The organism is Nocardiopsis eucommiae (genome assembly GCF_965344335.1).
In the GTDB taxonomy this organism is placed as follows: domain Bacteria; phylum Actinomycetota; class Actinomycetes; order Streptosporangiales; family Streptosporangiaceae; genus Nocardiopsis; species Nocardiopsis eucommiae.
In genome coordinates, this window is record NZ_CBDRIY010000007.1 from 87,937 (window position 1) to 113,877 (window position 25,941).

Sequence of the window (25,941 nt, forward strand, 5' to 3'; positions counted from 1 at the left end):
GTTCGGTGGACTCACGCGAAATTGTACGTACAATCTGTACGGACAACGCGTGTACCGGTGCCGTGTGTGACGTCGGTCCACGATCCCGGTCCCATGTGAACGGACTCTTATGCGTGACAGCCAGGGGTCGCTGGTACCCCTCCTTAAGTGGATGAACAAGGTCCCTGGCGGGGCCATGCTCATCCCCCTCGTCCTCGGATCGGTCCTGGGAACCTTCGCTCCGGCGGCCCTGGACATCGGCAGCTTCACCACCGCGCTGTTCAAGGACAGCGCCATGCCGCTGATCGCCCTCCTCATCTTCGCGACGGGCACCCAGGTCACCCTCCGCACCAGCGGTCCGGTGCTGGCCACCACCGGTGTCGTCCTCCTCGGGAAGAGCATCATCCCCGGTCTGCTCATCATCGCCCTCGCGATGGTCACCGGACCCGAGGGCGTCCTGGGCATCTCCATCATGGCGATGCTCGCCGCGGCCACCAACGCCAACGGCGGCCTCTGGCTCGCCCTGACCGGACAGTACGGACGGACGAAGGACCGGGGCGCCTACATCGCCGGGGCCATCAACGACGGCCCGTTCTTCGCCCTGCTGTTCATCGGCGCCTCCGGGCTCGGGCAGATCCCCTTCCTCACCCTGGTCGCGGCGATCATCCCGTTCCTGCTCGGCGTGCTCGTCGGCAACCTCGACTCCCAGTGGCGTGAACTCCTCACGCCGGTTCCCGCGATCGTCATCCCGTTCTTCGCCTTCGCCCTGGGCACCGGCATCAACCTGGCCGACGTCGCCAGGGGCGGCCTGTCCGGGGTCCTCCTCGGCGTGGCGATCACCTTCGTCACCGGCGGGCTCGTCTACCTCGGCTACCGCTTCCTCCTGCGGCGCGGCAAGGAGTCGGGGATCGGATTCGCCGCGGGCACAGCGTCGGGCAACGCCGTCGCCACCCCGGCCATCATCGCCGCCGCCGACCCGTCCTTCCTCTCCTACGCCGGGACCGCGACCACCCAGGTCGCCGCGAGCGTCCTGGTCACCGCCCTGCTCGCGCCGCTGGTGACCACCTGGGTGCTGCGTCGGGCCGGAGCCGCGCCCGCCGAGGCCGAGCGCCAGGAGATCGCGGAACGGCAGCGGGCCGCCGACGGGGCGGCGAGCGACCCCACCGACCCGGAGGAGACCCGGTCATGACCCACTCACGCACACCGCGCGTCGCCGTGGTCGCTGACGACCTCACCGGCGCGGGCGACACCGCCGTCCAGTTCGTGCGCGCCGGCTGGAGCACCGAGCTCCAGCTCGGCACGGCGGAGTCCACCGCCGACGTGGTCGCCGTGACCACCGACTCCCGCGCCCTGCCGCCGGAACGGGCGGCCACCGCCGCCGCCGACGCCGTGCGCGGGCTGCGCGACGCGGGCACGGACCTGGTCTACAAGAAGGTCGACTCGACCCTGCGCGGCCCCATCCGCGCGGAGATCGACGGGGTCCTCTCCGTCTCCCCGCCCGGAACCGTGGCCGTGGTCTGCCCGGCCTTCCCCGCCAACGGCCGCGTCGTCCGCGACGGCGTCCTCCTGGTGGACGGGGTGGAGGTGCACCGGACCGCCGTCGGCGACGACCCGGTCTCCCCGGTGACCGAGAGCCGGATCGCGGAGCTCCTGGGCGCCCGGTACGTCCGACTGACCGGTGACGACCCCGAGGCGAACGCCGCCCTGCTCCGTGACTCCGCGCCGGTGGCCGTGGTCGACGCGGAGACCGACGCCGACCTCGCACGGGTCGCCGACGCCGTCACGGTCCTGGGCGACCGCGCCGTCCCCGTGGGTTCGGCCGGTCTCGCCGCGCGGCTGGCCGAGACCTGGCGCCCGGTCCGGGAACCCGCCCCGGCCCTGGTGGTGGTGACCTCGCTCCACCAGGCCGCGCGCGGACAGGTCGCGGAGCTCCTGGCCGACGAGTGGACGCGGGTGGAACAGCCCGACGCGCACGCGCTGGCCGACGACGCCGCCTGGCGGGAGTGGTCCGACCGGGTCGTGGAGACCTTCGACCCCGCCCACCCGCACACCGCTCTCGTGGCCCCCGACGACCGCACCAGCGGGCTCGACCCCGCCCTGGTCGCCCGGCGCTTCGGGGAGCTGGCCGCCCGCGTGGCCGAGCGGTACCCGCTGTCCGGGTTCGTCGTCACCGGTGGCGACGGAGCCCGCGCCCTCACCGCGTCCCTCCGGGCCCGGGCCATCGCCCTGACCGGCGAGGTCGCCCCGGGCATCCCGCTGGGCACCCTGGCGGGCGGCCCCCGGGAAGGACTGGCCATCGTCACCAAGGCCGGGGGCTTCGGCTCCCCCACCGCCCTCATCGAGGCCGCTGACGCGGTCCGCAACACGAAAGGCAGCAACTCATGAGCCGCCCCACCCTCGCGGTCACCCTCGGTGACGTCGCGGGCATCGGTCCGGAGATCACCGCGAAGGCGCTCCTCCACCACCCGGAGGTCCGCGAACTGTCCAGGCCCGTCGTCGTCGGTGACGCGGACGCCCTGCGCAGGGCCGTCACCGCCGTGGGCGGGGACGCGTCGGCGGTCAACCCGATCGACTCCCCCGCCGACGCGGCCGACGCACCCGGCGTGATCGACGTCGTGCAGACCGGCCCCTCGCTCGGCCACGTGCCCTACGGAGAACTGAGCGCGGAGGCGGGCGACGGAGCGGCGCGCTTCGTGATCGAGGCCGTGGACCTGGCCAAGCGGGGTCTGGTCGACGGGATCGTCACTCCCCCGCTGAACAAGGCCGCCATGCACCTGGGCGGGCACCAGTGGCCGGGCCACACCGAGCTGCTCGCGCACGAGTTCGGCGTCAGCGACTACAGCCTCGTGCTGTCCGCGGGTGAGCTCTCCTTCTTCCACCTGACCACGCACGTCTCCCTGCGCCGCGCCATCGAGGACGTCACCCAGGAACGCACCCTCGAGGTGCTGCGGCTGATGAGCGCGTTCGCCCGCGCCCAGGGTGAGGCGGACGAGCCCATCGGCGTGGCCGGGCTCAACCCGCACGCCGGGGAGAACCGCCTCTTCGGGGACGAGGACGCCGACGTGCTCGCCCCCGCCATCGAACGCGCCCGCGCCGAGGGCATCAACGCCCACGGGCCGATCCCCGCCGACGCGCTCATCCCGGCGGCCGTCCGGGGCAAGTGGAAGCTGGTCGCGGTCTGCTACCACGACCAGGGGCACGCGCCCTTCAAGGCCGTCTACGGCGATGACGGCGTCAACATCACCGCCGGACTGCCGGTGGTGCGGGTGTCGGTGGACCACGGCACCGCCTTCGACATCGCGGGCCAGGGCATCGCCCGCGAGGCCAGCCTGGTCCTGGCACTGCGCCGGGCCGCCGAGCTCGCCCCCGGCTGGGGACACGTGTGGAAGGCCACCGCCTCCTGACCGCACGGGCCCACCACCGCGCGCCTCCGCCCTCCGATTCCGGGAGGCGGGGGCGCGCCGCGTCCGGCGACGCGTCGAACGCGGACCGGGAGGCCCCGACGCTCCGTGGCTCCCGCACCCCACGCCCTAGAATGACGGCCATGCCTGTCGACCGCTCCGACTCCCGGCCCCTGCACGCCCAGGTGGCTGACGCCCTGCGCGCGGAGATCCGCGACCGCTCGATCCCGCCCGGAGACGCCCTGCCCAGCGAGGCCGCCCTGCGCGAGCGCTTCGGTGTCTCCCGGAGCGTGGTCCGACAGGCCCTGGCCACCCTGGAGGACGAGGGGTCGGTCCGCCGGACCCGGGGCCGGGCTCCGGTCGCCGCGATCCCCACCGAGCACCATCGGCTCGTGCAGCGGGTGACCGGGCTCTTCGACCAGTTCTCCGCCGAGGGGCTGAGCCTGCGCACCGCCGTGCTCTCCCTGGAACGCGCCCGCACCGGCCCGCCCTCAGCCGTCCACCACCTCGTGACCGAGGACCTGCTGCGCCTGGAACGCGTCCGTTCGGTGGACGACGAGGCCCTGTCCTACGTGCGCACCTGGCTCCCCGCCGGGCGCTTCGCCGAACTGGACGCGGCCATGCTGGCCAACGCCTCCCTGCACCGGCTCATGGAGGTCCGATTCGGCGCGGTGCCCAGCAGCGGACGCAGGCAGATCCGCGCCGTCCCGGCCGACCCGCGCATCGCCCGTGAACTGGGGGTGCCCGACGGGGTGCCGCTCCTGCTCCTGGAAGGCGGCACCTTCGACCAGGACGGCCTGCCGCTGGAGTGGTTCGAGAGCTGGCACCGCTCCGACCGCGTCGTCTTCGACATCGAGGCGGACGGAGCCACCGACCAGGTCCGTATCGCTCCGGGCCCGTCCCTGGCCGCCGCTCCGGCTCCGGCGGAGCCACCACGCGGCGCCCCGCCTGAGGGAGGCGGGCCGCAGGGAGGTCTCGACCGCGCCGTGGCCCTCGCCGCCGAGCTGCGCACCGAACTCGACCGTCTGCGGGCCGGGGGCTGAGCCTCGCGGCCCTTCGGGGCTCCCGCGCCGAGGGGCGCGCGGCGGGGCGGGCGCCAGGGGTCACTAGGATCTGGGCATGCCCATCGTGTTCGACCTGGTCAGCACCGACGCCTCACGTGTGGTGGTACGGCCCTCGCCGCTCGCCGAACTGATGGCGTTCCTGCACAGCGTCGCCGAACCGGGCCACCATCCGGGCGCGAGCCGGGACATCCGCGCCGTGCGATCCGGGGTGGACCGGGCCACCGAGCGGCGCCTGCGCACCTTCGCTCCCCTGTGGGCCAGGTTCCGGCTGCGCGCGCTGCTGCCCCTGGACACCAGCCACCCCGCGACGTTCCAGGACGAGCTCGCCCTGATGAACGCCATGCCCGCACCGGTGTTCGACTCCATGGTGGCGGAGACCATCGCCAGTGGGAGCTGGGAGCGCTACTACGGCCTGCGTGACCCCGACGACCACCGTGCGGAGTTCCTGGAGGTCTGCCGGGCCAAGAGCGAGGAGCGGGAGGAGCTGGGTGAGCTCTTCCTGGCGGACCGTGCGGCCTTCCGCCAGAACCTGTCCGACCTGCTCCAGCACTGCCACGACACGTTCTTCCGTGCCCGCTGGGAGGCAACCCTGCCCCAGCTCACCACGGCCGAACGCGAGGTACGGGGGCGCTTCTCCCAGGACCGGCTCGGGGTCGTGCTGGCCTCCCTCACACCGGGCGGACACTACCTTCCGCAGACCGCGCAGGTGGCCTACGACAAGCTCCAGAACGCCTTCGTCTCCTGCGCGGGGCGCGATCTGGTCCTGGTGCCCAGCCTGTTCACCCGCCCCCACCTGGTGGTGAAGTTCGAGGAGGCGCAGCCCCGCGCGAACCTGCCCATCGTGGTGCAGTTCCCGATCACCGAGTTGGGCACCACCGACGTCCCCCTCCGGGAGTTGCAGCACCGCATGGCCGTGCTCTCGGACCCCGCCCGGCTCGTGCTCTGCCGACACCTGGTCAACGAGCACTGCACCACCGGCGAACTGGCGACGCGGGTGGGGATGACCGAACCCCAGGTCTCCCGACACCTGCGACGCCTGCGTGAGGCCGGGCTGCTGGAGTCCGTGCGCGACGGCAGGCTGGTACGCCACCGCATCAGACTCGGCACCGTCTACTCGCTGGGGCACCAGTTCCTCACCCGGCTCGTGCAGTGAGGCCCGGGAGGGGTGGGTGCCGCGCCCGGTGTCCCACCCCCTCCCCCGGGCCCCGCGCCGGACTCCGGCCCGAACACGCGCGCGGAACGGGGAGCCGCGCCGGTCAGAAGTCGACCAGCTCCGCCTCCAGCCGCAGCTGCTCGGCGTCCTCCGGCCGGACGAAACCAGCGGCCAGCATCCGGTCGAGGACCCGTGCGTGCTCGCGCCGGTAGCCGTCCGCGTCCCCGTAGCGCTCGACGAGCCGTTCGCGACCGAGCGGGGTCTCACTGCCGTGGTACCAGGAGGGCCGGCCCATCGGGGTGGCGGCCACCAGGGTGGAGAGCGGTGCGTCGGTGTACGTGGTGCGGAGCCCGCCTCGGGCGTTGCCGAACCCGTCCCTGAGCACGGTGTCGGTGTCGCCCTCCGTCTCCAGGAGGCGGGAGGCCGGGGGTGTCGCCTCCCCCCGCGCCCACGCGGACAACGACTCCAACAGGGCGTTGTACACGTGGGAGTTGGGGAAGGTGGACCACCGGGCGCCCTCCGGCAGCGGGCAGTCCCGGAGGCGCTCACGGTCCCGGTCACTCATGTGCCGGGTCTCCCGGTGCGCCATCCCGGCCACCTCGTACAGCCGGAAGGACGGCGAGTCCGGCCTGCGGTGCGTCAGCCCCCGCACCTGGCCCGACACCCCGCACGCCCAGCGCACGGACTGGAACTCGGCCTCCCCCAGGACCTCCATGACGGGCACGTCCACGTCCGGCAGCGCGGGGCCTCCCGAGGCACAGGGCATGTACCCGTCGAAGACGGGTCCTCCCTCCGGGCGTCGCAGGACGGCGTGGTGGCGCTCCACGAACCTGCGCACGACACCGCCGGTCTGGGAGATCCCGGCGAACAGCAGGGTGCGCACGGCGGCTTCGGGCAGGCCGGGGAGGCCCTCCCGCAGGGCGTTGGCCACCTGGGCGATGATCTCGAACGACTGCGGCGTGGCCCGCCACCACCGTTCCTTGAACTCGTCGTACTCGCGGGCCAGCACCTCCGGTGTGGGGTTCTCCGTGAAGGGGATGCTGCCCGCGAAGTCCTTGGCGAGCTCCCCGGAGGAGAAGGTCATCTCCGCGTACCGGCGCTGGTCGACCCCCTTGATGAGGTCGAGCGCGGACGGGGCCTGGGAGTCGATGCCCACCCAGATGAAGCCCCCGCGCATGATCTGGCGGTTGAAGGCCCGCCACACCGAGTTCCCGCCCCAGATGTGGCTCACCTCGGCCAGCGCCCGCCCCGTGTAGGACGCCATGTCCGCGGGACGTCGGATGAGGATGCGGGTGCTGTAGGGGTCGCCGGCGGCCGTGCCGGAGACGAGGTACTCCTCCTGGACGTAGTCGTAGGTCGGGATGCGGTCGACCCCGTAGGGTTCGAGCACCACGGCCCGGTCCCCCTCGGTCTCGGGGACGGGTCCCCGGATGAGGGCATGCTTCGCCTGCGCGTGTCGGGTGGTCATGTTCTCCTTCTTCCAGAGCGGAAGGGGGCGGGACGGGCGGGGACGTGCGGTCAGAGTCGGGGCACGGCCTCGATCAACGTGCGTGTGTAGTCGTCCGCGGGGGCGCGCAGCACCTGGGACGTGGGGCCGGACTCCACGACCCGGCCGCCGTTCAGGACGGCGACGCGGTCACACATGAAGTCCACGACGGCCATGTCGTGGCTGACGAAGAGCAGGGAGAGGCCGCGCGCCCGGCGGATGTCCTTGAGCAGGTTGAGGACCTTGGCCTGCACGGACACGTCCAGTGCCGAGACCGGCTCGTCGGCGACGATCAGTTCGGGTTCCAGGGCCAGGGCGCGGGCGATGGACACGCGCTGGCGCTGGCCACCGGAGAACTCGTGGGGCAGGCGCCCCATCCAGGACCGGGCGAGCCCGACCTCGTCGGCGAGCGCCAGGGCCCGGACCTCCCGCTCGGCGGGGGTGTGCAGCCCCTGGACCCGGTAGGGCTCCTCCAGCAGCTCGCGCAGGGTCATGCGCGGGTTGAGGGAGTTGGACGAGTCCTGGAAGACCATCTGCATGCGGCGGCGGTAGGTCCGCAGTTCGGACCGGCGCAGGGACAGGATGTCCCGGCCCAGCACCGTCACCGAGCCCGAGGTGGGCCGGATCAGACCGATCGCCATGCGACCCAGGGTGGACTTGCCCGAACCGGACTCGCCCACCAGGCCCAGGACCTCGTCGCGGCCCAGTTCCAGCGACGCGTCCCGGACCGCCACGTGCGCGGTGCGGCGCAGGACCCCGCCGAGGCGGAACCTCTTGGTCACGTGCTCCATGCGCAGTACGGGTTCGGCTCCCGCCGCGCCGTCGGTCGTGCTCATCACTGCACCGCCTTGGTGAATCGGCTCTTGTCGATGACGGGGAGGCGGTCCGGGCTGTGCCCGAGCCGGGGCGAGGCCTCCAGCAGGCCGCGGGTGTAGCCGGACTCCGGTGCGGACACCACCCGGTCGGTGGGGCCCGACTCCATGGCGTGACCGTCGAGCATGACCACGACGTCGTCCGTGTACCGGGAGACCAGTCCCAGGTCGTGGCTGATGAGCAGGACGGACAGCCCGAGTTCCTCACGCAGGTCGGCCAGGAGGTCGAGGATCTGTTTCTGGATGGTGGCGTCGAGCGCGGTCGTGGGTTCGTCCGCGATGAGCAGGGCGGGCTCGCAGGAGATGCTCATGGCGATCATGACGCGCTGGCGCATACCCCCCGAGAGCTGGTGCACGTAGGCGTCCAGCACGCCCCGGGAAGGCGGGATCCCGACCAGGTCGAGGAGTTCGGCGCTGCGCGCCCGGGCCTGGCGCCGGGTCAGCCCCAGGTGCAGGCGCAGGGGCGCCGCCATCTGCGCGCCGATGGTCTTGGTGGGGTGGAGCGCGCTCATGGGCTCCTGGAACACGAAGCCCATCTCGCGTCCGGCCATGGCGCGCCGTTCGCGGGCGGGCAGGGACAGCAGGTCGCGGCCCCGGTAGAGCACCTGCCCGGAGGCGCGCGCCGTCTCGGGGAGGATGCCCATGACCGCGGTGGCGGTCATGGACTTGCCCGAACCGGACTCGCCCACGATGCCCAGGGTGCCCTGACGGCGAAGGGTGAGGTCGAGGGCGTGCACCACGCGGCGCGGACCCTCCGGGGTCAGGACGTCGACGTCGAGTCCGCGCACGTCCAACAGGACGTCGTCGGTGGAGTTCGTGGTCACTCCTTGGCCTCCAGCCTGATCCGGGGGTCGAGCGTGGCGGCGACCACGTCGACCAGCAGGTTGACGAGGACGAAGGCCACCGCGATGAAGAAGATGCAGCCCTCGATGAGCGGGTAGTCGCGCCGCTCGACGGCGGTGAGGAGCAACTTGCCCAGCCCGGGCAGGGAGAAGACGTTCTCGGTCACGACCGCTCCGCCGAGCATCGAGGCCAGGGAGAGCCCGACCACGGTGACCAGGGGCGCGAGCGCGGCCGGGAAGACGTAGGAGCGGGTGATGGTGCGCTCGGGCAGGCCCTGGGCCCGGGCGGTGGCCACGAAGGGCTGGTGCTTGGCGTCGAGCACGCCGTTGCGCGAGTAGCGGAAGAGCGTGGCCGCCTCCAGGGTGCCCAGCGCCAGGCACGGCAGCGCCATGTAGCGCACGTACTGGACCGGGTCCTCGGTGATCGGGGTGAACCCCGCGACCGGGAGCCACTGGAGGGTCACCCCGAAGAGCATGACCATCAGGATGGCCAGCCAGAAGGTGGGCATGGCCACGCCCACCGCAGACCCGACCACCATGGTCCGGTCCAGGGCCCTCGACCTCGTGGCTCCGGCGACGGCGCCGAGCGCGGGTCCGATGAGGAGCGCGAGGAGCATGGAGATCAGGGCCAGCTGGCCGGTCACGAGCGCCGCGGACAGGACCAGTTCGGCCACGGGCGCGTGCAGGAAGATGGACTCCCCGAAGTCGAAGCGCGCCATCCTGGCGAGCCAGTCGAGGAACTGCTGCCACATCGGGGCGTCCAGGCCCAGTTCCGTGCGCAGTTCCGCGATCTCGGTCGCCGTGGCGTTCTCACCGAGGATGACGGCGGCCGGGTCGCCCGGGGTGAGCCGCAGCAGGACGAAGAGGAGCACCATCGGCACGGCGACGGTCGGGATGAGCGCCAGCAAGCGTTTGAACACGTAGGAGAGCACGGGTCACCCGTCCTTCTCGTCGGAGCGGACGGCGGTCCGGGTCCGGCGCGAGGACCGGGCCGAGGACTTCGAGGAGCGCGCCAGCTCGGCCAGGCGCCGGGCCCGCGGGTCCATGGCGTCGCGCAGCCCGTCTCCGAGGAGGATGAGCCCGAGGACGGTCAGCAGGATCGCCGCGCCGGGGAACACCCCGATCCACCAGGCCACCGCCGCGTACTGCTGCGCGGCGGACAGGCTCGCGCCCCAGCTGGGCACGTCCGGCGGCAGTCCGATACCGAGGAAGCTCAGGGCCGCGATGGACAGCACCGTGGCTGCGAAGCCCATGGTCGCCTGGACGATGAGCACCGAGACGGACTCGGGTGCCACGTAGCGGAACAGGATCCAGGAGTCACGGGCCCCGAGCGCGCGGGCGGACTCCACCATGGGCGCCGAGCGCGCGGTGAGCGCGGCCGCGCGGACCACACGGGCGATCGGCGGTACCAGGACCACGGTGAGGCCGAACAGGACCGGCCCCACGCCCCGGCCCAGGACGCCGACCAGGCTCATGACCAGGATGATGTTGGGAAACGACATCAGGCCGTCGATGACGCGCATGACGATCGCGTCCACCCAGCGGAAGTAGCCGCAGACGACGCCGGTGAGGAACCCGGCGACGATGGCGAGCAGCGTGCAGGCGGCGGCGATACCGAGCGACGTACGCGCGCCGTGGAGGAGCACCGTCCACATGTCGCGGCCCTGTTCGTCGGTCCCGAGGGGGCCGCCGGTTCCGGGGGCCTGGAGCCGCTCGCTCGGCCGGAGCAGGTCGGGGTCGCCGCCCAGGAGGGGGGCGAGGAGTGCCAGCAGCGTGATGACCGCGACGATCGCGGCGCCCGTCATCGCGCTCGGGTCCCTGGACAGGGACCGCAGGGTGGTTCTCATGAGGAGTCTTTCGTGCGCGGTGGGTTCCGGAACCCGGCGGCCCCGCGGGGTGGGCCGCCGGGCGGCGGTCCTACTGGTCGATCCAGATGTTGTAGAAACCGCGGACGGTCCCCTGCGTGGCCTCGAAACCGCCGACGTCCGCGGAGGTCACCGCGAGACGGGGTTCGTGGCCGAAGCGGATGAACGGGACGTCCTCCCAGATGAGGCCCTGGAGTTCGTCCCAGGCGGGCTTGCGGCTCTCGGTGTCCTCGCCCTCCGTGACGGCGGCCATGAGCTCGGCCTTCTCGTCGGTGGCCCACCAGCCGGGGAAGTCGTCGTTGAGGAAGACCACGGTCAGGGGGTCGGAGTAGGCCGCTCCGCCGCCGAGGAACACCTCCCAGGTGTCCTCCTCGGTCCGGGTGGAGCCGAAGGTGGCGGCGTCCATCGCCTGGAGGTCGACGTTGAGGCCGACCGCCTCCAGCTGCTGCTGGACGATGGGGCCGTAGTTGTCGTTGGAGGGGCGGTAGAGCACGCGCACCGGCGTGCCGTCGTACCCGGCCTCGTCGAGCAGGCGCTCCGCCTCCTCTGCCGAGCGGTCCGTGTAGGCCTCGGACCCGGAGTCGGAGTACCAGGGCGAACCGGGTGGGAAGAAGCTGGAGTCCTCGGTGAAGTAGTCGGTCCCGCCGAGGTACTGGGTCTCGATCTCCGCGAAGTCCAGCGCGTTGAGCACGGCGCGGCGCATGAGCACGTCGCCCATCAGCTCGGACCGCAGGTTGAACTGCATGATGGAGAACTCGGAGTCCTCGCTGAGCACCGCCCGGAGCGAGGGGTCGGCCTCGTAGACGTCCAGCTGGTCGACGCCGAGGAACTGCGGGGCGACGTTCACCTCGGCCGTGCGCAGCTGGTTGAGCGTGTTCGACTCGTTGAACGGGACGAACCTCAGGGTGTCGGCGTGGGCGGTCTTCGCCCCCGCCGCGCCGTCGGGGTCCTCGTCGCGCGGGGCGTACTCGTCGAACCGGGAGGCCGTGGCCTGGCGGTCCACGGTGAACTCGTCCAGGCGATAGGGGCCGGTGCAGTCCAGGGAGGACAGTTCGTCGTCCCCGGCGGCCTCCAGCGAGGACGCCGACATCACGTAGGCGCCGGTGTCGGGGGTGGAGAGCAGGGCGGGGATCGCGCCCGTGGGGTTGACGGTGGTGATCGTGACCGTGAGCTCGTCGGTCTCGGCGACCTCCTCCACCAGGCTGTTGAAGAGCTCACCCGGGTCGGAGTCGGCGTAGCGGTCGAGCGAGGCCACGACGTCGGCGGCGGTGAGCTGGCCGCCCTCGTGGAACGGGACGCCCTCCCTCAGGTCCAGCGTGTAGACGCCCGCGTCGACGTCGTACTCGTAGGACTCCACGAGGCCGTCCTGGATCGAGGTGTCGGCCGCGTTGGCGAACAGGCCCTCACACACCGACGCCGCGACCATCCAGTTGGAACGCGAGGTGGTGGCGTGCGGATCGATGACGGCGGGCAGTGAGGCGACCACGAGCTCGCCTCCGGTCACCGGCTCCGAGGAGGCTCCGCCGCCCTGGGGGGAGCCGCAGCCGGACAGGAGGAGTGCCGTGCCGCCCACCAGTCCTAGTGCGGCCGCGCTGCGCTGAGAGATCACGGATCAGGCCTTTCGGGGAAATCGGGATGGTGGTCCCGTGGGGACACCCACAGGTTAGGCATGGTTCACCCACGTGAAAGGCATCGTTTACCGCGACCCCGGTAAGAAACGATCAGGTGACGGAAGTTACAGGTGTGACAGGTGAGACCGTGGGTGTCCGTGATCCCACGCACGGCGACCGCTCCGGAGCGTCTCCCCCTGACGGGCGGTCACCCCCGGCGCGACCGGGAGGGCGCCGCACACGGGCGAGGTCGGCGCGTCGGGTACCGGGCGCCCGCCGGTCCGTCACCGCGCCGCAACCGGAACCCGGGACGGATTTCACGCGGAGGGGTCTGGTCAGACCGGCCGCGACACTCCATGGTGTGAGGGTTCGACCGACACCTCCTCCCCCAAGGAGCAGCGTTGCCCGCGATCCCCCGTACGTCCCCCGTCACCCCCGCGCGCCGAACGGTGGTCGGCGCCCTGGCCGCCCTCACCGCCGCCGTACTCGTCGCCGTCCTCGGCTGGGCCACCCCGGCCCTGGCCCACCACGTCCTGCCGCCCGGTATCCCCTCCACCTCCGCCGCGCAGTCGCAGCTCAACGGCCTCACCGTCCGGGCCAAGAACAACGGCGCGGGCTACGACCGCAGCCTCTTCCCGCACTGGGTGGTCATCACCAGCCCCTGCGACGCGCGCGAGACCGTCCTGCGTCGCGACGGCCACACCGTGCAGGTGGACGGCGACTGCCGACCGACGTCCGGCCGGTGGTCCAGCGAGTACGACGGCGTGTGGACCGACGACGCGTCCTCGTTCGACATCGACCACATGGTCCCGCTCCACGAAGCCTGGCGGTCGGGCGCCAACGGCTGGTCCGCCAACCAGCGGCGCGCCTTCGCCAACGACGTCTCCGCGCCCCAGCTGTGGGCGGTGTCCGCCAGCAGCAACCGTTCCAAGGGTGACCGCGACCCCTCCGCCTGGATGCCGCCGCGCACCGCGATCCACTGCGACTACGTCAAGGCCTGGGTCAACGTGAAGCACCGCTACGGGCTGTCCGTGACCAGCACCGAGAAGTCCTCCATCCAGGGCACCATCAACGCCCGCTGCTGACCGCTCCGGGCCGTGGGGGCCGAGGCCCGCACGGCCCGGCCCCGTGCGGCGGGGACCGTGCGCCCCGGACCGTGCGGGGCGAGGGGGTTCCGGACGGTTCACCGGCTCGGCATGATGGTGCGATGAAACGCTGTGAATTCTGCGAACTCCCCCTGGACGGCGGTTGCGCCTGCGCGCTCGGAACCGACCGTCGTCGCGGTCAGGCGCCCCCCGTGAGCGAGATCCACATCCACAGCAGCGGGAAGGCCCACCTTCCCGGCTGCCCGCACCAGTACCCGGGCGGCGTCCACGCCCCCCGGTGGGGTTGGGTCCTCGACGCCGATCCCGCCGCGTGGCGCCGGATCAGTGAGAGTTCACCCCTGCGCGCGACTCACGGCAACACCGACAGGGTCGCCACCAGCCGCTGCAAGGACTGCGACGCCTGAACCTCCGGTCACTGGTCCGGTCCCGACCGGGACGACGGGTGTCGCACCCGCCGTCCCGGCTCCGGCTCACCAGCCCGCCCCCGGGCCCAGCTCCCTCAGGTACGGACGCACGGCGTCGAGGACCGTGGGGAACCACACCGAGAACGCGGCGGCCGCGCGCAGCCGCTCCAGCCCGGCGGCGTCCACGAAGGCCGTCTCGGCCACTTCCTCGGGGTCGGGACGGGTCCGACCCCGGACCACCCCGACGAACAGGTGGTTGAACTCGCGTTCCACGAGCCCGGAGACCGGGTCCGTGTGGTGGTAGCTCACCGTTCCGGCCGCGCGCATGAGCGCCGGTGCCACCCCCAGCTCCTCCCCCGTGCGCCGGGACGCCGCCACGAAGGGGAGCTCACCGGGTTCGGGGTGGCCGCAGCAGGTGTTGGACCACAGGCCCGGCGAGTGGTACTTGGAGAGGGCACGGCGCTGGAGCATCAGTCGTCCCCGCTCGTCCAGCAGGAACACCGAGAAGGCCCGGTGCAGCTGGCCCGGGGCCCGGTGCGCGGACAGCTTCTCGGCGGTGCCCGTCGTGGTCCCGTCCTCGTCGACCAGCTCGAGCATGATCGGCCGGGGCTCGTCCCGCGAGGACTCGTTCACGGAGCCGGCGTGGGTGTCGGTGGTCATGAGCGCCCTTCGTGTTCGACGGTGGTGTGGCGTGCCGCGCGGTCACGGCCCGGCCGGGGCGGCCCCTGAGGGAGGGGGCGCCCCGGAGGCCGGGCCGTGTGCGCGGGCGGGAGGGTCAGACCTTGTCGGCCGCGATGAGCAGGTAGTGGAAGCTGCCCTCCTTGTACGCGGTCAGGAACGGGTCCTCGACACCGGTCGCGACCTGGGACTGCGCCCGCAGCTCCCAGTACGGGATGGTGGCGGCGGTGAGGTCGACGACGTTGATCGGCACCAGGTTGTTGGCGGCCATCGCCCGGAAGTACGCGCTCCGGGGGTGGATGTTGCACGTGTAGTGCTCGTCGATCCGGCTGACCGCCTTGGACCGGCCACCGGTCACGTCGTTGTAGCAGCCGGTGATGGTGACGTAGCGGCCGCCGTACTCCAGCAGGCGGGAGTGCTCGCTGAAGAGCTCGAACAGGTCCACGTACATCGTGGACTCGTTGTTCCAGCTGGCCCGCAGCGAACCGGACTCGAAGCCGGTGTCCAGCATGTTGCGGAAGTGGAAGCGCACCTTGTCGTCCACGCCCCGCTCACGGGCCTGGGCGTTGGCGAAGTCCACCTGCTGCTCGGAGATGCTCACGCCGTCCACGTGGCAGCCGAAACGGGCGTTGGCCATGAAGCTGGTGCCGCCCCGGCCGGAGCCGGTGTCCTGGATGCGGTCGTCCGGGGTGATGTCACCGAGGTGGTCCAGGAGGACGTCCGCCTGTGCGGTCTCCAGGCGGTGCATCTCCTCGATGATCCGCTGCTCCCGCGTCTCCTCGGGACCCTCGAGCACGGACGGGTCGTAGTCACCGATCCCGTAGTGGTGGTGGAAGAGACCGTCGACCTCACCGAGGCGGATGTTCACGGGGTCCTTCTCCGCGTTCCAGTAGTCCGCCACGGACTTCTGGTAGGCGGTGCGCAGGACCTGGTTCCGCACCGGGTTGTGAGAGGGCATGGTCGTGGTCATCGCGTGTTGCTCCTTGTCATGGATGTTCGTCGTCGGTTCGGGCACGCCGAACCGGGGCGGGGACGGGTGCCCCCGCCCGGAGGGGTGTCGTCAGTGCGCGGCGGCGCCGTGGTAGCGGGCGGTCCGGGCGTGCCACTCACGGCTGCCCCCGAGCCAGGCCCACACACCGGCGAGGAAGCGGCGCAGTTCCGGTGATCCGGCGAGGGCGAGCGCGGCCGCCTCCGCTTCGTAGGTGTGCATGATCTCGTCGTGGAGGAGGACCGAGCGCTCGATCGCCTCGCGCTCCGAACAGTTCTCCTCGGTGGCGATCAGCCTCGGGACGCTGAAGTCGGAGGGGTCCTCCTTGCCCATCGAGTAGAGGTCGTTCACGATCACGCTGGCGGACCCCGCCAGGGTGAAGACCCTCCGCACCCGGGGGTCGGAGAACTCCTCCTGGGAGAGCTCGTAGCCCGCCACCGCGTCGATGAGCACCATGCACGGCACGAAACTGTTCTCGTGCCGGTGCATGAGGAACTCCCAGACCGGGGGCCGCTGGCCGGTCGCCGCCCAGACCCCCTCCTGGTTGTAGGCCACGAACATGATCGCCAGCTCGTGCCGGAGCCGCCGGACCTGCGCGGCCGAGGCGTGGTCGGACAGGTTGTCCAGGGCGGCGCGCAGCGCCACCATGACCGGGTCGGCCTGGACGACCTCCTCCAGCTGCGGGGCGTACCGCAGCGGCAGGTGCGCCTGGTCGATCACCGAGTGGGCGATCGCCAGCCGCTGCCCCAGCAGCTCCGGGCGGGCCTCCTCCACCTCACCGTCCATGTAGTGGTCGTCCACCGACCACTCGGACAGCGCGCACTTGGCGGCGGCCAGCAACCGTTCGGGGTCGTCGGACTCCGGGTGGGCGAGCATGATGAGGCGTCCGAAGTCGCACGCGCGCACCCGGTCCAGCTGACCGGGGTACACACCCACCTCCTCGGCCCACGCGACCAGCCGGTCGTTGACCTCCTCCCCCAGCGCCGGGTCGTCCCGGACGGCGGGAGGGCAGTACAGGACCGGGACCGGTGCGCCGCCGTCGTCCTTCGGGAGGCCGGGGCCCGCGGGCGCGGGCGGGACCAGGGTGGCGGTCCCCGCGCCCCTCGGCTCGGACACGGGCGGCCGGGCGGGCAGCAGGACCCGGGCGGCCGAGGTCCCCAGGCCGGTGGGCCCGCCGGGCAGGCCCATCCCGCTGACGGACCGGGTCGGGGCCGCGAACAGGTCCGCCTTCCCGGGGCGTTGCGGGTCGCGCAGCAGCGAGCGCACCAGCTCCGCCGTCGAGTGCCCGGCGCTGGTCGAGGACATCCGGGAGAGCAGTGACACTCAGGCCTCCTTCCCTGACGGTGCGGATCGTTCAGGCACGGGGACGGACCTCGACGTTCTCCAGGACGCCGAGGGCGTCCGGGACGAGCACGGCGGCGGAGTAGTAGGTGCTCACCAGGTAGGAGATGAGCGCCCTGTCGTCGATGCCCATGAACCGGGCGTTGAGGCCGGGCTCGACCTCGTCGGGCAGGCCGGTCTGGTGCAGGCCGATGACGCCCTCGTTGTCCTCACCGGTACGCACCGCGATGATCGAGGAGGTCTGGTGCTCGGAGATCGGGATCTTGCCGCAGGGCAGGATCGGCACCCCGCGCCACGCGGGCAGGTGGTGGCCGCCGACCTCGACGGTGCCGATGTTGAGGCCCAGCTTGTTGCACTCCTTGCCGAAGGCCGCGATGGCCCGGGGGTGCGCGAACATGAACTGGGTGTTGCGCCGCATACTCACCAGGTCGTCGAGGTCGTCCGGCGTGGGCGGGCCGGAGTGCGTCTGGATGCGCTGGCGGAAGTCCGCGTTGTGCAGCAGACCGAAGTCGCGGTTGTTGACCAGTTCGAACTCCTGGCGCTCACGCAGGGCCTCGATGGTCAGACGCAGCTGCTGCTCGGTCTGGTTCATCGGCTTGTTGTAGAGGTCGGCCACCCGGGTGTGCACGCGCAGCACGGTCTGGGCGACGCTCAGCTCGTACTCACGGGGCCTGAGCTCGTAGTCGACGAAGGTGCCGGGGATCTCGACCTCACCGGAGTGCCCGGAGGAGAGGGCGATCTCGGCCTCGCCGTACTTGTTCTGGCTGCGTCCGGGGACCGACAGGAACGCCTGGACCTGTGCCTGGAGGCTGGGCGAGTCGTCCAGGAGGGCGATGAACTCCCGGCGGGGCAGCTCCAGGAGGGTGCCCGCGGTGGCCGCCTTGACGGTGAATCCCCAGACGGGGTCGGTGTCCAGGAGGTACCGCTCACCGACGTTGTCTCCGTCCGCGAGCACACCGAGGCGGTTGGTCTCCCCGTAGGCGCCCTCGCTGGTCTTGTGGACGCGCCCGTGCGCCAGGAGGAACAGCCGGTCCGCGGGCGTGCCCTCCTGTGCGAGGACCTCGCCCGGCTCGAACTCCCGCTGGGTGAAGCGCCCGGCCAGGGCCTCCAGGACCTCGATGTCGTCGTAGCCGCGCAGCACGGCCAGCTCCCCGAGCTCGCGCGGGATCACGCGCACCTCGGAGCCGGTCTGCTCGAAGTCGATCCGGCCGTCGCCGATGGTGTAGGTCAGTCGGCGGTTCACCCGGTAGGCGCCGCCGTCGGTCTGGACCCAGGGGAGCGTCTTGAGCAGCCAGCGGGAGCTCTTCCCCTGCATCTGCGGCGCGGACTTGGTGGTGGTCGCCAGGTTCCGCGCGGCGGCGGTCGCCAGGCTCTGCTGTTCGCTGGTCCGAACCTCGGGGGCTGAGTCGATCGACATCGAAGGTGTCTCTCTTCGTCGTGGTCGCGTGTACCCGTGCCCGACGGTGGGGCCGTCGTGCACGGACTGAGAGGGCGAAGGGGACGCAAACCACTGGGACAGGCGCAATACGACCGCTCCCGAACCGTCCCCCACAAACCGCGGCCCACCTTACGAGGAACACCACCGCGAAATCCCAGGAATCTCCTTTTCAGACGCAAGAAGATCATCCTGACATTCTCCGATTCCCAAACCGGGACCTTCGACTCACTTCACCCACCCAGATCAGCGATACACCCAACATGAGCAGCACTGATGAGAATCCGATCTCTCCCACCGCCCGACGCCCACAACACGCGGACATAGCCACCCAAGGCACCCATCAATGACCAAAAATCGGACCATAGCCGGGTTCCTTCGCGGATCCACGACCACCGAACTCGTTTCTTTTCGGTCACCGCAGATAACTCCCGAAAGCCCCGAATCACCCCTGGTTCCGCTGTCGTTCCTGCTCCACGACCGCTTCGATGTCCGTCAGCCGACGCATCGTCGCGAGGGGTCGCGCCATCCGGTGGTTGCCCGAGAGCGCCTCCTCGTTGTCCCGCATCCAGGCCCAGTAGCCCGCGGTGAACGGGCAGGCCCGGGGGCCCACCCGCACTCCGGGGTCGAACCGGCACGAACCGCAGTGGTCGCTCATGCGACGGATGTAGGCGCCACCGGAGGTGTAGGGCTTGGTGGCCACCCGCCCTCCGTCGGCGTACTGGCTCATCCCGATGACGTTGGTGGCCATCACCCAGGGGAAGCCGTCCACGAACGAGGTCGCGAACCACGCGCTCAGCCGGTCGGGTCGGTAGCCCCGTTGGAGGGCGTGGCTGCCCAGCACCATGAGCCGCTCGATGTGGTGGGCGTACCCCCGCTCGCGCACCCCCGCCATGGTCCGGCTCAGGCACCGGGCCTCGGTCCCCTCGGGGTCGAGTGCGCGCCACCACCCGGGCAGCTCCGCCGTCGCACCGAAGTGGTTCGACCGCAGGTACTCCGGGCCCAGATGCCAGTACAGGTGCCAGGTCCACTCCCGCCAGCCCAGCACCTGCCGGACGAACCCCTCGACCGACGCCAACGGAGCGGTGCCCTCCCGGTACCGGCGCTCGGCGGCCTCGACCACCCGGAGCGGGTCCAGCAGCCCCAGGTTGAGCGGGACCGACAGGAGCGAGTGCGACATGCTCCAGTCGTCCTCCAGCATGGCGTCCTGGTGCGTGCCGAACGTCGGCAGCCGCTCGTCGAGGAACCGGCGCAGCGCCCGCCCGGCCTCGGCACGGCTCACCGCGAACAGACGGGGGCCGTCCCCGCCCACCACCCTGCTCCCGGCCTCCCCGCACCACGCGTCCAGGTCCCGCCGCACCCCCCGGTCGACGTCGTTCTCCCGGGGCCGGTAGGGGGCGGGCACGCCCAGCGTCGAGGCTCCCGGCGGCCCCTCGCGGTTGTGTTTGTCGAAGTTCCACCCGCCGCCCACGGGCCCGCCGTCCGGTTCCAGCAGGACACCGAACCTCCGCCGCTGGTCCCGGTAGAAGTCCTCCATCCGGAAGCCCGACCGACCCTGCGCCCACTCGGCGAACCCGGCCTTGCCCAACGCGAACCCGGGGGTGGGCAGGACCTCGTGGACCAGGCCCTCGTCCCGCAGCCGCTCGACCAGGGCCCACGCCGCGTGGGACCCGGGTTCGTGCACGTCCACCACCCGACCGAACCGGCGCAGCCCCTCCCGGTAGGTCGCCGCCCGAACGTAGGTGACCCGCTCACCGAGGTCCTCGGCCAGCCGCCGCATGGCCGCCAGGACCAGGTGCAGCTTCTGCCGGTGGTAGGGCCTGTGCCGCAGGGCCCGCTCGGACTCGATCAGCAGGATCGGCCTGCCCCGGTTCCGCCGGGTTCCGTGGAAGTGCCCGCCGAGCTGGTCACCGAACAACCACAACGGTTTGTCCTGGGTCATGTTGGACCTGCTCTCTCCGGTGTCGGGTGTCGGATCGTGCGAGACGCGAACACCGGGCTCCGCGCCCGGCCCACCCCGGGTGACGCCCTCCCGGCGACGTGCGGCCCGGCCCGGTCGGCCCTCGACCCCGGTGTTCGACGGCCGTGTCCGCCCCTGAGGGCAGTATGCGGCCGACCCCGACCCGAAGCGGGGAGGCAGGGCTGCCCGAACGCCGCGCTCAGGATCGCCTACTCAGTGCGACCAAAAACGTTTGGAATCCGAGCTACTTGGTATACGAGTAATGAGCTCCACGGTGGAACCACCACTCCAGGAGCACCACACGCCAGCGCTCCCGCGCTCGAAGGGAACCCATGACCGCCGCCACGCCCAGCAACACCCCGTCGACGACGTCCGCGCTCCTCGCGGCCCTGGTGTTCGGCGCCGCCGTGACCGCGGCCGCGCTCGTCGGGGTGCTCTCCAACCCGGGGACCGCCACGGACTACGCCGCTCTGCAACAACCGTCGTGGGCACCGCCGTCCTGGCTCTTCGGCCCGGTCTGGACGGTGCTGTACGTGATGATCGCCGTGTCCGGCTGGCTGGTGTGGCGCCAGCGGGGCTGGAGGGGAGCCCGTACCGAACTGTCCCTGTTCGCGGTCCAGTTGCTCCTGAACGCGGCGTGGTCCCCCCTGTTCTTCACCGCCGGGCTTCGCGGAACCGCCCTGGTCGACATCGTCCTGCTGTTGGGCGCGCTGGCGGTGACCATCGTCCTGTTCGCCCGCGTGTCCCGTTGGGCCGCCGCCCTCCTGGTGCCCTACTGGGCCTGGGTGGCGTTCGCGACCGCGCTCAACTTCTCCATCTGGTGGCTCAACACGGGGAGCTGAACACCGGCCGTTCGACCCCATGGCCCGCCGCCGCGTACCGCTCGTCCCCGCCGCCGTGCGAACCTGGGCGTGGGTGACCCGCAGTCACGCACCCGCACCGAGCAGGACCGAGACCGGAGGCGACCATGGCGTCGGACGCACGGGCCACGCAATCCACGGCGCTGGCCGCCATCGAGGAGTTCCTCACCGGCCGCCTGGAGAGCACCCAGGGCGCGGCACGCGCCGCGCGGGCCTCGGGCGCCGACCCGAACGGCACCGGCCGGGACCTGGAGGAACTCCGCGCCCGTGACCTGTCCGACTGGCAGGAGCACGGCTTCCTGAGCCACCTCAACGCCGCCGCGGTGGTCGAGGAGTACTACGGACGCAGGATCACCCGGGCCCGTCGCGATCTCCGGCGCGAACGCCCCGGACGCGGGGACCGGTACGCGAGGGTCCGCGACGCCTACCGGCGCGTCCGCGAGGAGCGCGACGACGTCCGCGCCTGGCTGCTGGCCCAGGGCTGGGAACCCGACCTGGACCTTCCCTCACATGGGGGAACCCCGGGGGTCTCGGGCCACTCCTGGCACCACGCCCCCGAGCAGCTCTGACCGAGGGGGTGCGGGGCCGAGCCGGATGACGGCTCCGCCCCGCTCAGGCCGTGGTGAGCTCCTCGGCCACCGCCTCGGGTTCGACGAGGCATCGCCAGGCGGGAACGCGCACCGTACGAACGCCGGAGACCTCCTCGAACAGGGCCGCCCTGTCCAGAACCCGCTGAAGTGTCCGCCCCGGAGCAGGAGCGGCCGTGGAACCGACCCCGGCACGGTCGACGATCACGGCCGTGTCCGTGTTCCCCGGCACCCACAGGTCACAGGCGTACCCCTCGACACGGTGGCCCACCCTCGGGCCCGTTCCGCGCGTGGTGAGCGCCTCGAACAGAAGGCTGCCCGCCTCGTCGAGCCCCCCGCCGCCGCTCGGATCCTCCGTCTGCGCCGCGAGGTCACCCAACAGCCCGCCCTGGTCGGCCCAGTACTCGCGGTCGCCGACCACGTACAGGCGCGAGCGAGCGCGGGTGACCGCCACGTTCCACAGGTTCTGCTGCTGACGCGCCCAGTTCCCGCTGCTCCGGTGCACACCGGTCGCCGCCGCCGGTGAGATCACGACGACGTCGCGCTCCCCACCCTGGAACCGGTGAGCCGTGCCCACGCGAATGCGGTCGGCGGCCCCGTCCCCGAGTTTCTCCTCGATGAGGCGCACCTGCGGGGCGAAGGGCGACACCACACCGATGCTCGCCTCCGGAGGCAGGGAAAGCCACAGTTTGCGGAGCAGGTCGAGCACCGATTCCGCCTCCTCCCGGTTGAGGCAGGACCGTCCCCCGGGACGTTCGCAGGCACCGCGCACGTCGATCCACCGCACGGCGGGGTCCCCCGCCGCGACGAGTGCCGCGCTGTTGGTGCGTACCGCCAGGCGCTCGCCGTAGAAGCGCCGGTTCACCGGTGCGACGATGTCGGGGTGACACCGGTAGTGCTCGTCCAGCCACAGGACCTCGCCACCGCTTGCGACCAGCGCGGACGCCGCCGCGTGGTACGCGGAGGACCCACCGAAGGAGAGCGACCGTTCCTCCGTCTCCACCGCGGGCAACCCGTGGACGGAGAGGATTCGCCGGTCGTCCCGTGCGGTCATGGGATTGACCGGTTGCAGCTGGTAGGGATCGCCGATCACCAGGGCCCGTCGCGACCGGTAGAGCAGCGGGACCAGATCCGCGACCGTGCACTGACTGGCCTCGTCGATCACCACCAGGTCGAACAGCCCGGGTTCGGGCGGGAAGACCCCGCGCACCGAGCGGGACGTGGTGGCCCAGGCGGGCACGGTGCGCACCAGCGCCTTCATGCCCTTCCACCCGTTCTGACCCGAGGCGAGATTACGCAGACGCCCCTCGATGACGGTCCTCCCCCGCCGCAGCGAGTCCGCGACCCGACCCAGCAGGTACTCGGTGCTGGCTTCGCGCCGTTCCTCGCGCAGCTCGCGCATCCTGTCGACGGTCTGCTCGGGAGTCGGCCCCCGCTCCGACCGCTCGCGCAGCTCCCACCACTCGTTCTCCGTGGTCAGGTAGGCCAGGATGCCGGACAGTTCCTGGTCCGTCCCCGAGATGCCGAGCCCACGACACGTCAACCACCGGTGCCACCACCCCGCCCAGCGTGACTCCAGCGCCGCCTCCACCCTGCGGGTCCAGCGGTTCCGGTCCCGTGTGCTCTCGAAGGCGGACGCGGCGACCGCCGTCGGCAGTCCGCGCCGCAACCGGTTGCGGGCCTCGGCCAGGAGCGCCAGCCGCCGCTCGGTCCGCTCCGCCTCCGCCAGCTCGTCACGGCCCGTGTCCAACCCCCGCTGATGGACCGCCAGACGGGCGTGCGCGGTGGCCGCGTCCGCCTCGTCCCACTCGGCGGCCAACAGGGCGTTGAGTTTTTCGGGTTCACGCGCACGGTGTTCCTGGTTGCCGGTGCGCACCATGAGGTCCGCCTCCGGTCCGAGCTTGTTCACCCTCGTGACCACCTCGTCCACGGCCGTGTTGTTGGTGGAGGCGACCAGGACCGACTGGCCCGCCGCGACGGCCGTGGTGACCACGGAGGTGATGAGTTCGCTCTTACCGGTTCCGGGAGCGCCCGTGGCCACGGTCAGTACCTGGCTCATGGCGGAGGCGAGGATCTCCTCCTGCGCGGTGTTGCTGCGGCCGGTCACGACGGGCGGCACCGGTCGCGCCGCACCGTCGATGGGAGAGGCGCCGGACAGGGCTCCCAGCGCCGTCCCGCCGATCCTCTCGAGGCGGATCCCGCCACCGCTCCGGTCCAGATCACCGAGAAGCTGTTTGACGGCCGCCCCGGCGGGGTCGCCCCGATAGAGGACAGCGACGTTCTGGGCACCCCTGCGGGCACCGTGCCGCACGTCCCACGACGAGCGCAGTTCCCCGGCGACCAGGTCGTCGACCCTGGTCAGGTCCAGCTTGACGCAGACCGTGCGCGCCTTGTCCGCCAGGCCCGAGACCCCACCGCCGTCCCAGTCGGCCTCGAACCAGGTGACCAGTTCCTCGATGTCCCCCTCATCGAGGTCGGCTGCCGAGACCAGCAGTTCCCGGTTGAGCTCCGGCTCGCCGACCGGAACCAGGAAGTGCTCACCGTCCTCCTCCTCGACCTCCACGTCCATCACGAACAGCGGGGCGAGTTTGGCTTTGCGGCCACGGCCGCGCTCGGACCGCACCGGATCGAAGAGCACCGTCGGATAGCCGTAGCGCAGGGGGCGGCCCTCGTCGACCGCCTCCCGGGCCAGGCCCTCGGCCCGACCGGTCAGTCGCCACCGGTCCTCCACCCTGCTCAGGAGCACCTCCGAGCCCATGTCGCAGACCGCCGCGTCCCGGCCGTTCGCGTCCGGCAGCTGCTGTAGCACGCTCTGCCTCGTCAGGCAGTCGCGCAGGTAGTCGAGGTAGGGACCCCAGCCCCACACACCACCCGCACGGGGAGCGCCGCGGCTCTCCTCTCCGGTGGGAGCATCCGGACGTCCCTCCCCGGCGCTCCCCCCTTCCCCCGTTCCGGCCGATCCGGACGCCTTCGGCAGGTCGGCGGCGGTCGCCGACCCCGTGTGCCGGGCCAGCACCAGCGACCCGCGCACTCCCAGAGAGGAGACGGTGACGCGTTGGCCCTCGACGTGGTCGACCTCGCGGTGGACGTGCTGGTAGAGGTCGACCGCGTCGATCCACCCGTCCCCGTTGGAGTCGGTGGCCGCGCCCGCCAACCCCCGCACCACGGAGGCACTGAAAGGGGACGGACGCGCACCCGCTCTGTTGTCACCCTCCCGGGCCAGTTCCAGGGCGCCCGAGGCCGCGATCACGTAGGTCCCCGCACCATCGCTGAGCTGGCGCTCCAGATCGAGGGGTTCGGCCTCCTCCCCACCACCGGACCGGGTCGCGAAGCCGTCAGCGAAAGCCCCTCCGTGACAGCAGTCCAGCAACAGCACCTTGCTGCGCATCCGAGAGTCCTCCAGCAACCGCTTGAGGACCTCCGCGGACAGCGCGGTCGTCTCCAGGCGCTTGCGGCGCGTGTCCCGTAGTGCCAGGTGCAGTCGTCCCCGCTTGTCCTTCACCCCGTGCCCGGAGAAGGAGACCAGGAGCAGGTCGTCGGGCCTGCCCTCCGACAGCGCCGTCTCCAGGGCCTCCATGGCCTCGTTGCGGGTGGGTTCCAGCAGGGGCTGGACCCGGTCGTAGTGCCCGTTGGCCTTGAGGACCCTCTCGATGGCTCGGACGTCCTCGCGCGGTGAGTCGAGCCCTGCCAGGTCCTCGTAGCGGTTGACCCCGATGAGGATCGCTGTCCGGCGCATCAGTCACCGGTCCCCCGGGGCTTGCGCCCCTCGTTCAGGGCCCGCGCGTAGGCCTCGACGTCCTTCGTGGCCACGCGTCCCTTCACGGTGACCTTGGCGTCGCCGTACTCGACCGTCACCGACCGCTGGCCGCTCTGTTCGATCCACTGCCCCAACAGCGTCACCAGAGCGGCGAGCACCGGTTTGAGGATCGCACCGGCCACCACCACCGCCCCCGCGAGCAGCGCGGGATCAGCGGACCTGGTCCTCTCGGCTGCCTCACCCTCCGCCACACCGACCTCGTCGACGTCCAGGTCCTCCAACAGGAGCACCAGGTCCCGGGTGTGCTGTTCCGCCTCTTCCTCCGTGACGTCCTCGTCGAAGTCGACCCTGGCCACCAGCTCGCTCGGCTCCACGCGCGCGTTCTCCCGATTCCCCGACAAGGGGCCGCTCCGTCACGACCCGCTGACACTCCGCCACGCAGGTCTACCAGCCGGATACGTCGTTCGTCAGGGACTTGCGGCCACTGACCGGAACCGGCCATGCGACAAAAGGAATGCCCTGCGAGTCCAGGACTGCACAACAGGCATCTATG

22 protein-coding genes are annotated in these 25,941 nt (G+C 71.6%); 9 read left to right on the plus strand and 13 right to left on the minus strand.

From position 1 onward, the window contains the following. Positions 1-109: 109 nt before the first annotated feature. The 5 genes from ACRWK8_RS06245 to ACRWK8_RS06265 all read left to right on the plus strand — a co-directional run bounded on the left by ACRWK8_RS06245 (position 110) and on the right by ACRWK8_RS06265 (position 5,597). Complete coding sequence (locus ACRWK8_RS06245; protein WP_378741612.1) at positions 110-1,168, plus strand: 2-keto-3-deoxygluconate permease; 1,059 nt, start codon at positions 110-112, stop codon at positions 1,166-1,168. Then, positions 1,165-2,364: a four-carbon acid sugar kinase family protein gene (locus ACRWK8_RS06250; RefSeq protein ID WP_431868866.1), complete on the plus strand. Its 1,200-nt coding sequence runs from the start codon at positions 1,165-1,167 to the stop codon at positions 2,362-2,364. Before ACRWK8_RS06245 ends, ACRWK8_RS06250 begins: the two co-directional genes overlap by 4 nt. Continuing rightward, a complete protein-coding gene (pdxA, locus tag ACRWK8_RS06255; protein ID WP_378741616.1) occupies positions 2,361-3,383 on the plus strand; it encodes a 4-hydroxythreonine-4-phosphate dehydrogenase PdxA in 1,023 nt (340 codons plus the stop codon). Before ACRWK8_RS06250 ends, pdxA begins: the two co-directional genes overlap by 4 nt. A 131-nt stretch (positions 3,384-3,514) precedes the next feature. Then, positions 3,515-4,423 (plus strand): GntR family transcriptional regulator, encoded by a 909-nt coding sequence (locus ACRWK8_RS06260; protein WP_378741618.1) that lies wholly within the window; start codon positions 3,515-3,517, stop codon positions 4,421-4,423. Between the two features lie 76 nt (positions 4,424-4,499). Then, complete coding sequence (locus ACRWK8_RS06265) at positions 4,500-5,597, plus strand: ArsR/SmtB family transcription factor (RefSeq protein ID WP_431868869.1); 1,098 nt, start codon at positions 4,500-4,502, stop codon at positions 5,595-5,597. A 103-nt stretch (positions 5,598-5,700) separates the two neighbouring features. Here the strand turns inward: ACRWK8_RS06265 and ACRWK8_RS06270 are convergent, their stop codons facing one another. From ACRWK8_RS06270 to ACRWK8_RS06295, 6 genes are all read right to left on the minus strand, one after another. Continuing rightward, positions 5,701-7,065 (minus strand): alpha/beta hydrolase domain-containing protein, encoded by a 1,365-nt coding sequence (locus ACRWK8_RS06270; RefSeq protein WP_431868871.1) that lies wholly within the window; start codon positions 7,063-7,065, stop codon positions 5,701-5,703. Between the two features lie 50 nt (positions 7,066-7,115). Next, positions 7,116-7,919, minus strand: coding sequence for an ATP-binding cassette domain-containing protein (locus tag ACRWK8_RS06275; RefSeq protein ID WP_014912473.1), 804 nt, complete (start codon positions 7,917-7,919; stop codon positions 7,116-7,118). Then, the gene (locus ACRWK8_RS06280) at positions 7,919-8,779 is read right to left on the minus strand and encodes an ABC transporter ATP-binding protein (protein ID WP_378741626.1); all 861 of its coding nucleotides are present in this window, start codon (positions 8,777-8,779) and stop codon (positions 7,919-7,921) included. The genes ACRWK8_RS06275 and ACRWK8_RS06280 overlap by 1 nt, the downstream gene beginning before the upstream one ends. Next, positions 8,776-9,729 carry an ABC transporter permease gene (locus ACRWK8_RS06285; RefSeq protein ID WP_014910150.1) on the minus strand — a complete coding sequence of 318 codons (954 nt, stop codon included), beginning with the start codon at positions 9,727-9,729 and terminating at the stop codon, positions 8,776-8,778. Before ACRWK8_RS06285 ends, ACRWK8_RS06280 begins: the two co-directional genes overlap by 4 nt. A gap of 3 nt (positions 9,730-9,732) precedes the next feature. Then, the gene (locus ACRWK8_RS06290) at positions 9,733-10,644 is read right to left on the minus strand and encodes an ABC transporter permease (RefSeq protein WP_378741628.1); all 912 of its coding nucleotides are present in this window, start codon (positions 10,642-10,644) and stop codon (positions 9,733-9,735) included. A 70-nt stretch (positions 10,645-10,714) separates the two neighbouring features. After that, positions 10,715-12,271, minus strand: coding sequence for an ABC transporter substrate-binding protein (locus ACRWK8_RS06295; RefSeq protein WP_431868874.1), 1,557 nt, complete (start codon positions 12,269-12,271; stop codon positions 10,715-10,717). Positions 12,272-12,673: 402 nt separating this feature from the next. Between ACRWK8_RS06295 and ACRWK8_RS06300 the strand changes: the two genes are divergently transcribed. Both ACRWK8_RS06300 and ACRWK8_RS06305 read left to right on the plus strand, forming a co-directional pair. Then, positions 12,674-13,357 carry an HNH endonuclease family protein gene (locus ACRWK8_RS06300; protein ID WP_378741632.1) on the plus strand — a complete coding sequence of 228 codons (684 nt, stop codon included), beginning with the start codon at positions 12,674-12,676 and terminating at the stop codon, positions 13,355-13,357. Positions 13,358-13,479: 122 nt separating this feature from the next. Beyond that, positions 13,480-13,782: a hypothetical protein gene (locus tag ACRWK8_RS06305; RefSeq protein WP_378741634.1), complete on the plus strand. Its 303-nt coding sequence runs from the start codon at positions 13,480-13,482 to the stop codon at positions 13,780-13,782. Positions 13,783-13,848: 66 nt separating this feature from the next. Here ACRWK8_RS06305 and idi read toward each other — a convergent pair whose 3' ends face one another. The 5 genes from idi to ACRWK8_RS06330 form a co-directional block, all read right to left on the minus strand. Continuing rightward, positions 13,849-14,442, minus strand: coding sequence for an isopentenyl-diphosphate Delta-isomerase (idi, locus tag ACRWK8_RS06310; RefSeq protein ID WP_378741636.1), 594 nt, complete (start codon positions 14,440-14,442; stop codon positions 13,849-13,851). Positions 14,443-14,557: 115 nt separating this feature from the next. After that, on the minus strand, positions 14,558-15,430 hold the full coding sequence (locus tag ACRWK8_RS06315; protein ID WP_378741638.1) for a geranyl diphosphate 2-C-methyltransferase: 873 nt from the start codon (positions 15,428-15,430) through the stop codon (positions 14,558-14,560). A gap of 90 nt (positions 15,431-15,520) precedes the next feature. Beyond that, positions 15,521-16,771, minus strand: a complete 1,251-nt coding sequence (locus ACRWK8_RS06320) for a family 2 encapsulin nanocompartment cargo protein terpene cyclase (protein ID WP_378741640.1) — start codon at positions 16,769-16,771, stop codon at positions 15,521-15,523. Positions 16,772-16,802: 31 nt separating this feature from the next. Next, positions 16,803-18,206, minus strand: coding sequence for a family 2B encapsulin nanocompartment shell protein (locus ACRWK8_RS06325; RefSeq protein ID WP_378741642.1), 1,404 nt, complete (start codon positions 18,204-18,206; stop codon positions 16,803-16,805). Between the two features lie 463 nt (positions 18,207-18,669). Further along, a complete protein-coding gene (locus ACRWK8_RS06330) occupies positions 18,670-20,166 on the minus strand; it encodes a cryptochrome/photolyase family protein (RefSeq protein WP_431868879.1) in 1,497 nt (498 codons plus the stop codon). Positions 20,167-20,516: 350 nt separating this feature from the next. On the opposite strand from ACRWK8_RS06330, the gene ACRWK8_RS06335 reads away from it, so the two are divergent. After that, entirely contained in the window at positions 20,517-21,026 is a 510-nt protein-coding gene (locus ACRWK8_RS06335; protein ID WP_378741646.1) for a TspO/MBR family protein, read from the plus strand. A 125-nt stretch (positions 21,027-21,151) separates the two neighbouring features. Then, on the plus strand, positions 21,152-21,613 hold the full coding sequence (locus ACRWK8_RS06340; RefSeq protein ID WP_431868881.1) for a hypothetical protein: 462 nt from the start codon (positions 21,152-21,154) through the stop codon (positions 21,611-21,613). A gap of 43 nt (positions 21,614-21,656) precedes the next feature. Here ACRWK8_RS06340 and ACRWK8_RS06345 read toward each other — a convergent pair whose 3' ends face one another. Together ACRWK8_RS06345 and ACRWK8_RS06350 are read right to left on the minus strand one after the other, a co-directional pair. Continuing rightward, entirely contained in the window at positions 21,657-25,367 is a 3,711-nt protein-coding gene (locus ACRWK8_RS06345; protein ID WP_431868883.1) for a caspase, EACC1-associated type, read from the minus strand. Then, a complete protein-coding gene (locus ACRWK8_RS06350; RefSeq protein WP_431868885.1) occupies positions 25,367-25,762 on the minus strand; it encodes a hypothetical protein in 396 nt (131 codons plus the stop codon). Before ACRWK8_RS06350 ends, ACRWK8_RS06345 begins: the two co-directional genes overlap by 1 nt. Between the last annotated feature and the right edge of the window lie 179 nt (positions 25,763-25,941).

Excerpts from the sequence above, each read along its gene's own strand:
- ACRWK8_RS06245 (WP_378741612.1), top strand. The coding sequence starts at position 110 with ATGCGTGACAGCCAGGGGTCGCTGGTACCCCTCCTTAAGTGGATGAAC.
- ACRWK8_RS06250 (WP_431868866.1), top strand. The coding sequence starts at position 1,165 with ATGACCCACTCACGCACACCGCGCGTCGCCGTGGTCGCTGACGACCTC.
- pdxA (WP_378741616.1), top strand. The coding sequence starts at position 2,361 with ATGAGCCGCCCCACCCTCGCGGTCACCCTCGGTGACGTCGCGGGCATC.
- ACRWK8_RS06260 (WP_378741618.1), top strand. The coding sequence starts at position 3,515 with ATGACGGCCATGCCTGTCGACCGCTCCGACTCCCGGCCCCTGCACGCC.
- ACRWK8_RS06265 (WP_431868869.1), top strand. The coding sequence starts at position 4,500 with ATGCCCATCGTGTTCGACCTGGTCAGCACCGACGCCTCACGTGTGGTG.
- ACRWK8_RS06270 (WP_431868871.1), bottom strand. The coding sequence starts at position 7,065 with ATGACCACCCGACACGCGCAGGCGAAGCATGCCCTCATCCGGGGACCC.
- ACRWK8_RS06275 (WP_014912473.1), bottom strand. The coding sequence starts at position 7,919 with ATGAGCACGACCGACGGCGCGGCGGGAGCCGAACCCGTACTGCGCATG.
- ACRWK8_RS06290 (WP_378741628.1), bottom strand. The coding sequence starts at position 10,644 with ATGAGAACCACCCTGCGGTCCCTGTCCAGGGACCCGAGCGCGATGACG.
- ACRWK8_RS06305 (WP_378741634.1), top strand. The coding sequence starts at position 13,480 with ATGAAACGCTGTGAATTCTGCGAACTCCCCCTGGACGGCGGTTGCGCC.
- idi (WP_378741636.1), bottom strand. The coding sequence starts at position 14,442 with ATGACCACCGACACCCACGCCGGCTCCGTGAACGAGTCCTCGCGGGAC.
- ACRWK8_RS06315 (WP_378741638.1), bottom strand. The coding sequence starts at position 15,430 with ATGACCACGACCATGCCCTCTCACAACCCGGTGCGGAACCAGGTCCTG.
- ACRWK8_RS06325 (WP_378741642.1), bottom strand. The coding sequence starts at position 18,206 with ATGTCGATCGACTCAGCCCCCGAGGTTCGGACCAGCGAACAGCAGAGC.
- ACRWK8_RS06330 (WP_431868879.1), bottom strand. The coding sequence starts at position 20,166 with ATGACCCAGGACAAACCGTTGTGGTTGTTCGGTGACCAGCTCGGCGGG.
- ACRWK8_RS06335 (WP_378741646.1), top strand. The coding sequence starts at position 20,517 with ATGACCGCCGCCACGCCCAGCAACACCCCGTCGACGACGTCCGCGCTC.
- ACRWK8_RS06340 (WP_431868881.1), top strand. The coding sequence starts at position 21,152 with ATGGCGTCGGACGCACGGGCCACGCAATCCACGGCGCTGGCCGCCATC.
- ACRWK8_RS06345 (WP_431868883.1), bottom strand. The coding sequence starts at position 25,367 with ATGCGCCGGACAGCGATCCTCATCGGGGTCAACCGCTACGAGGACCTG.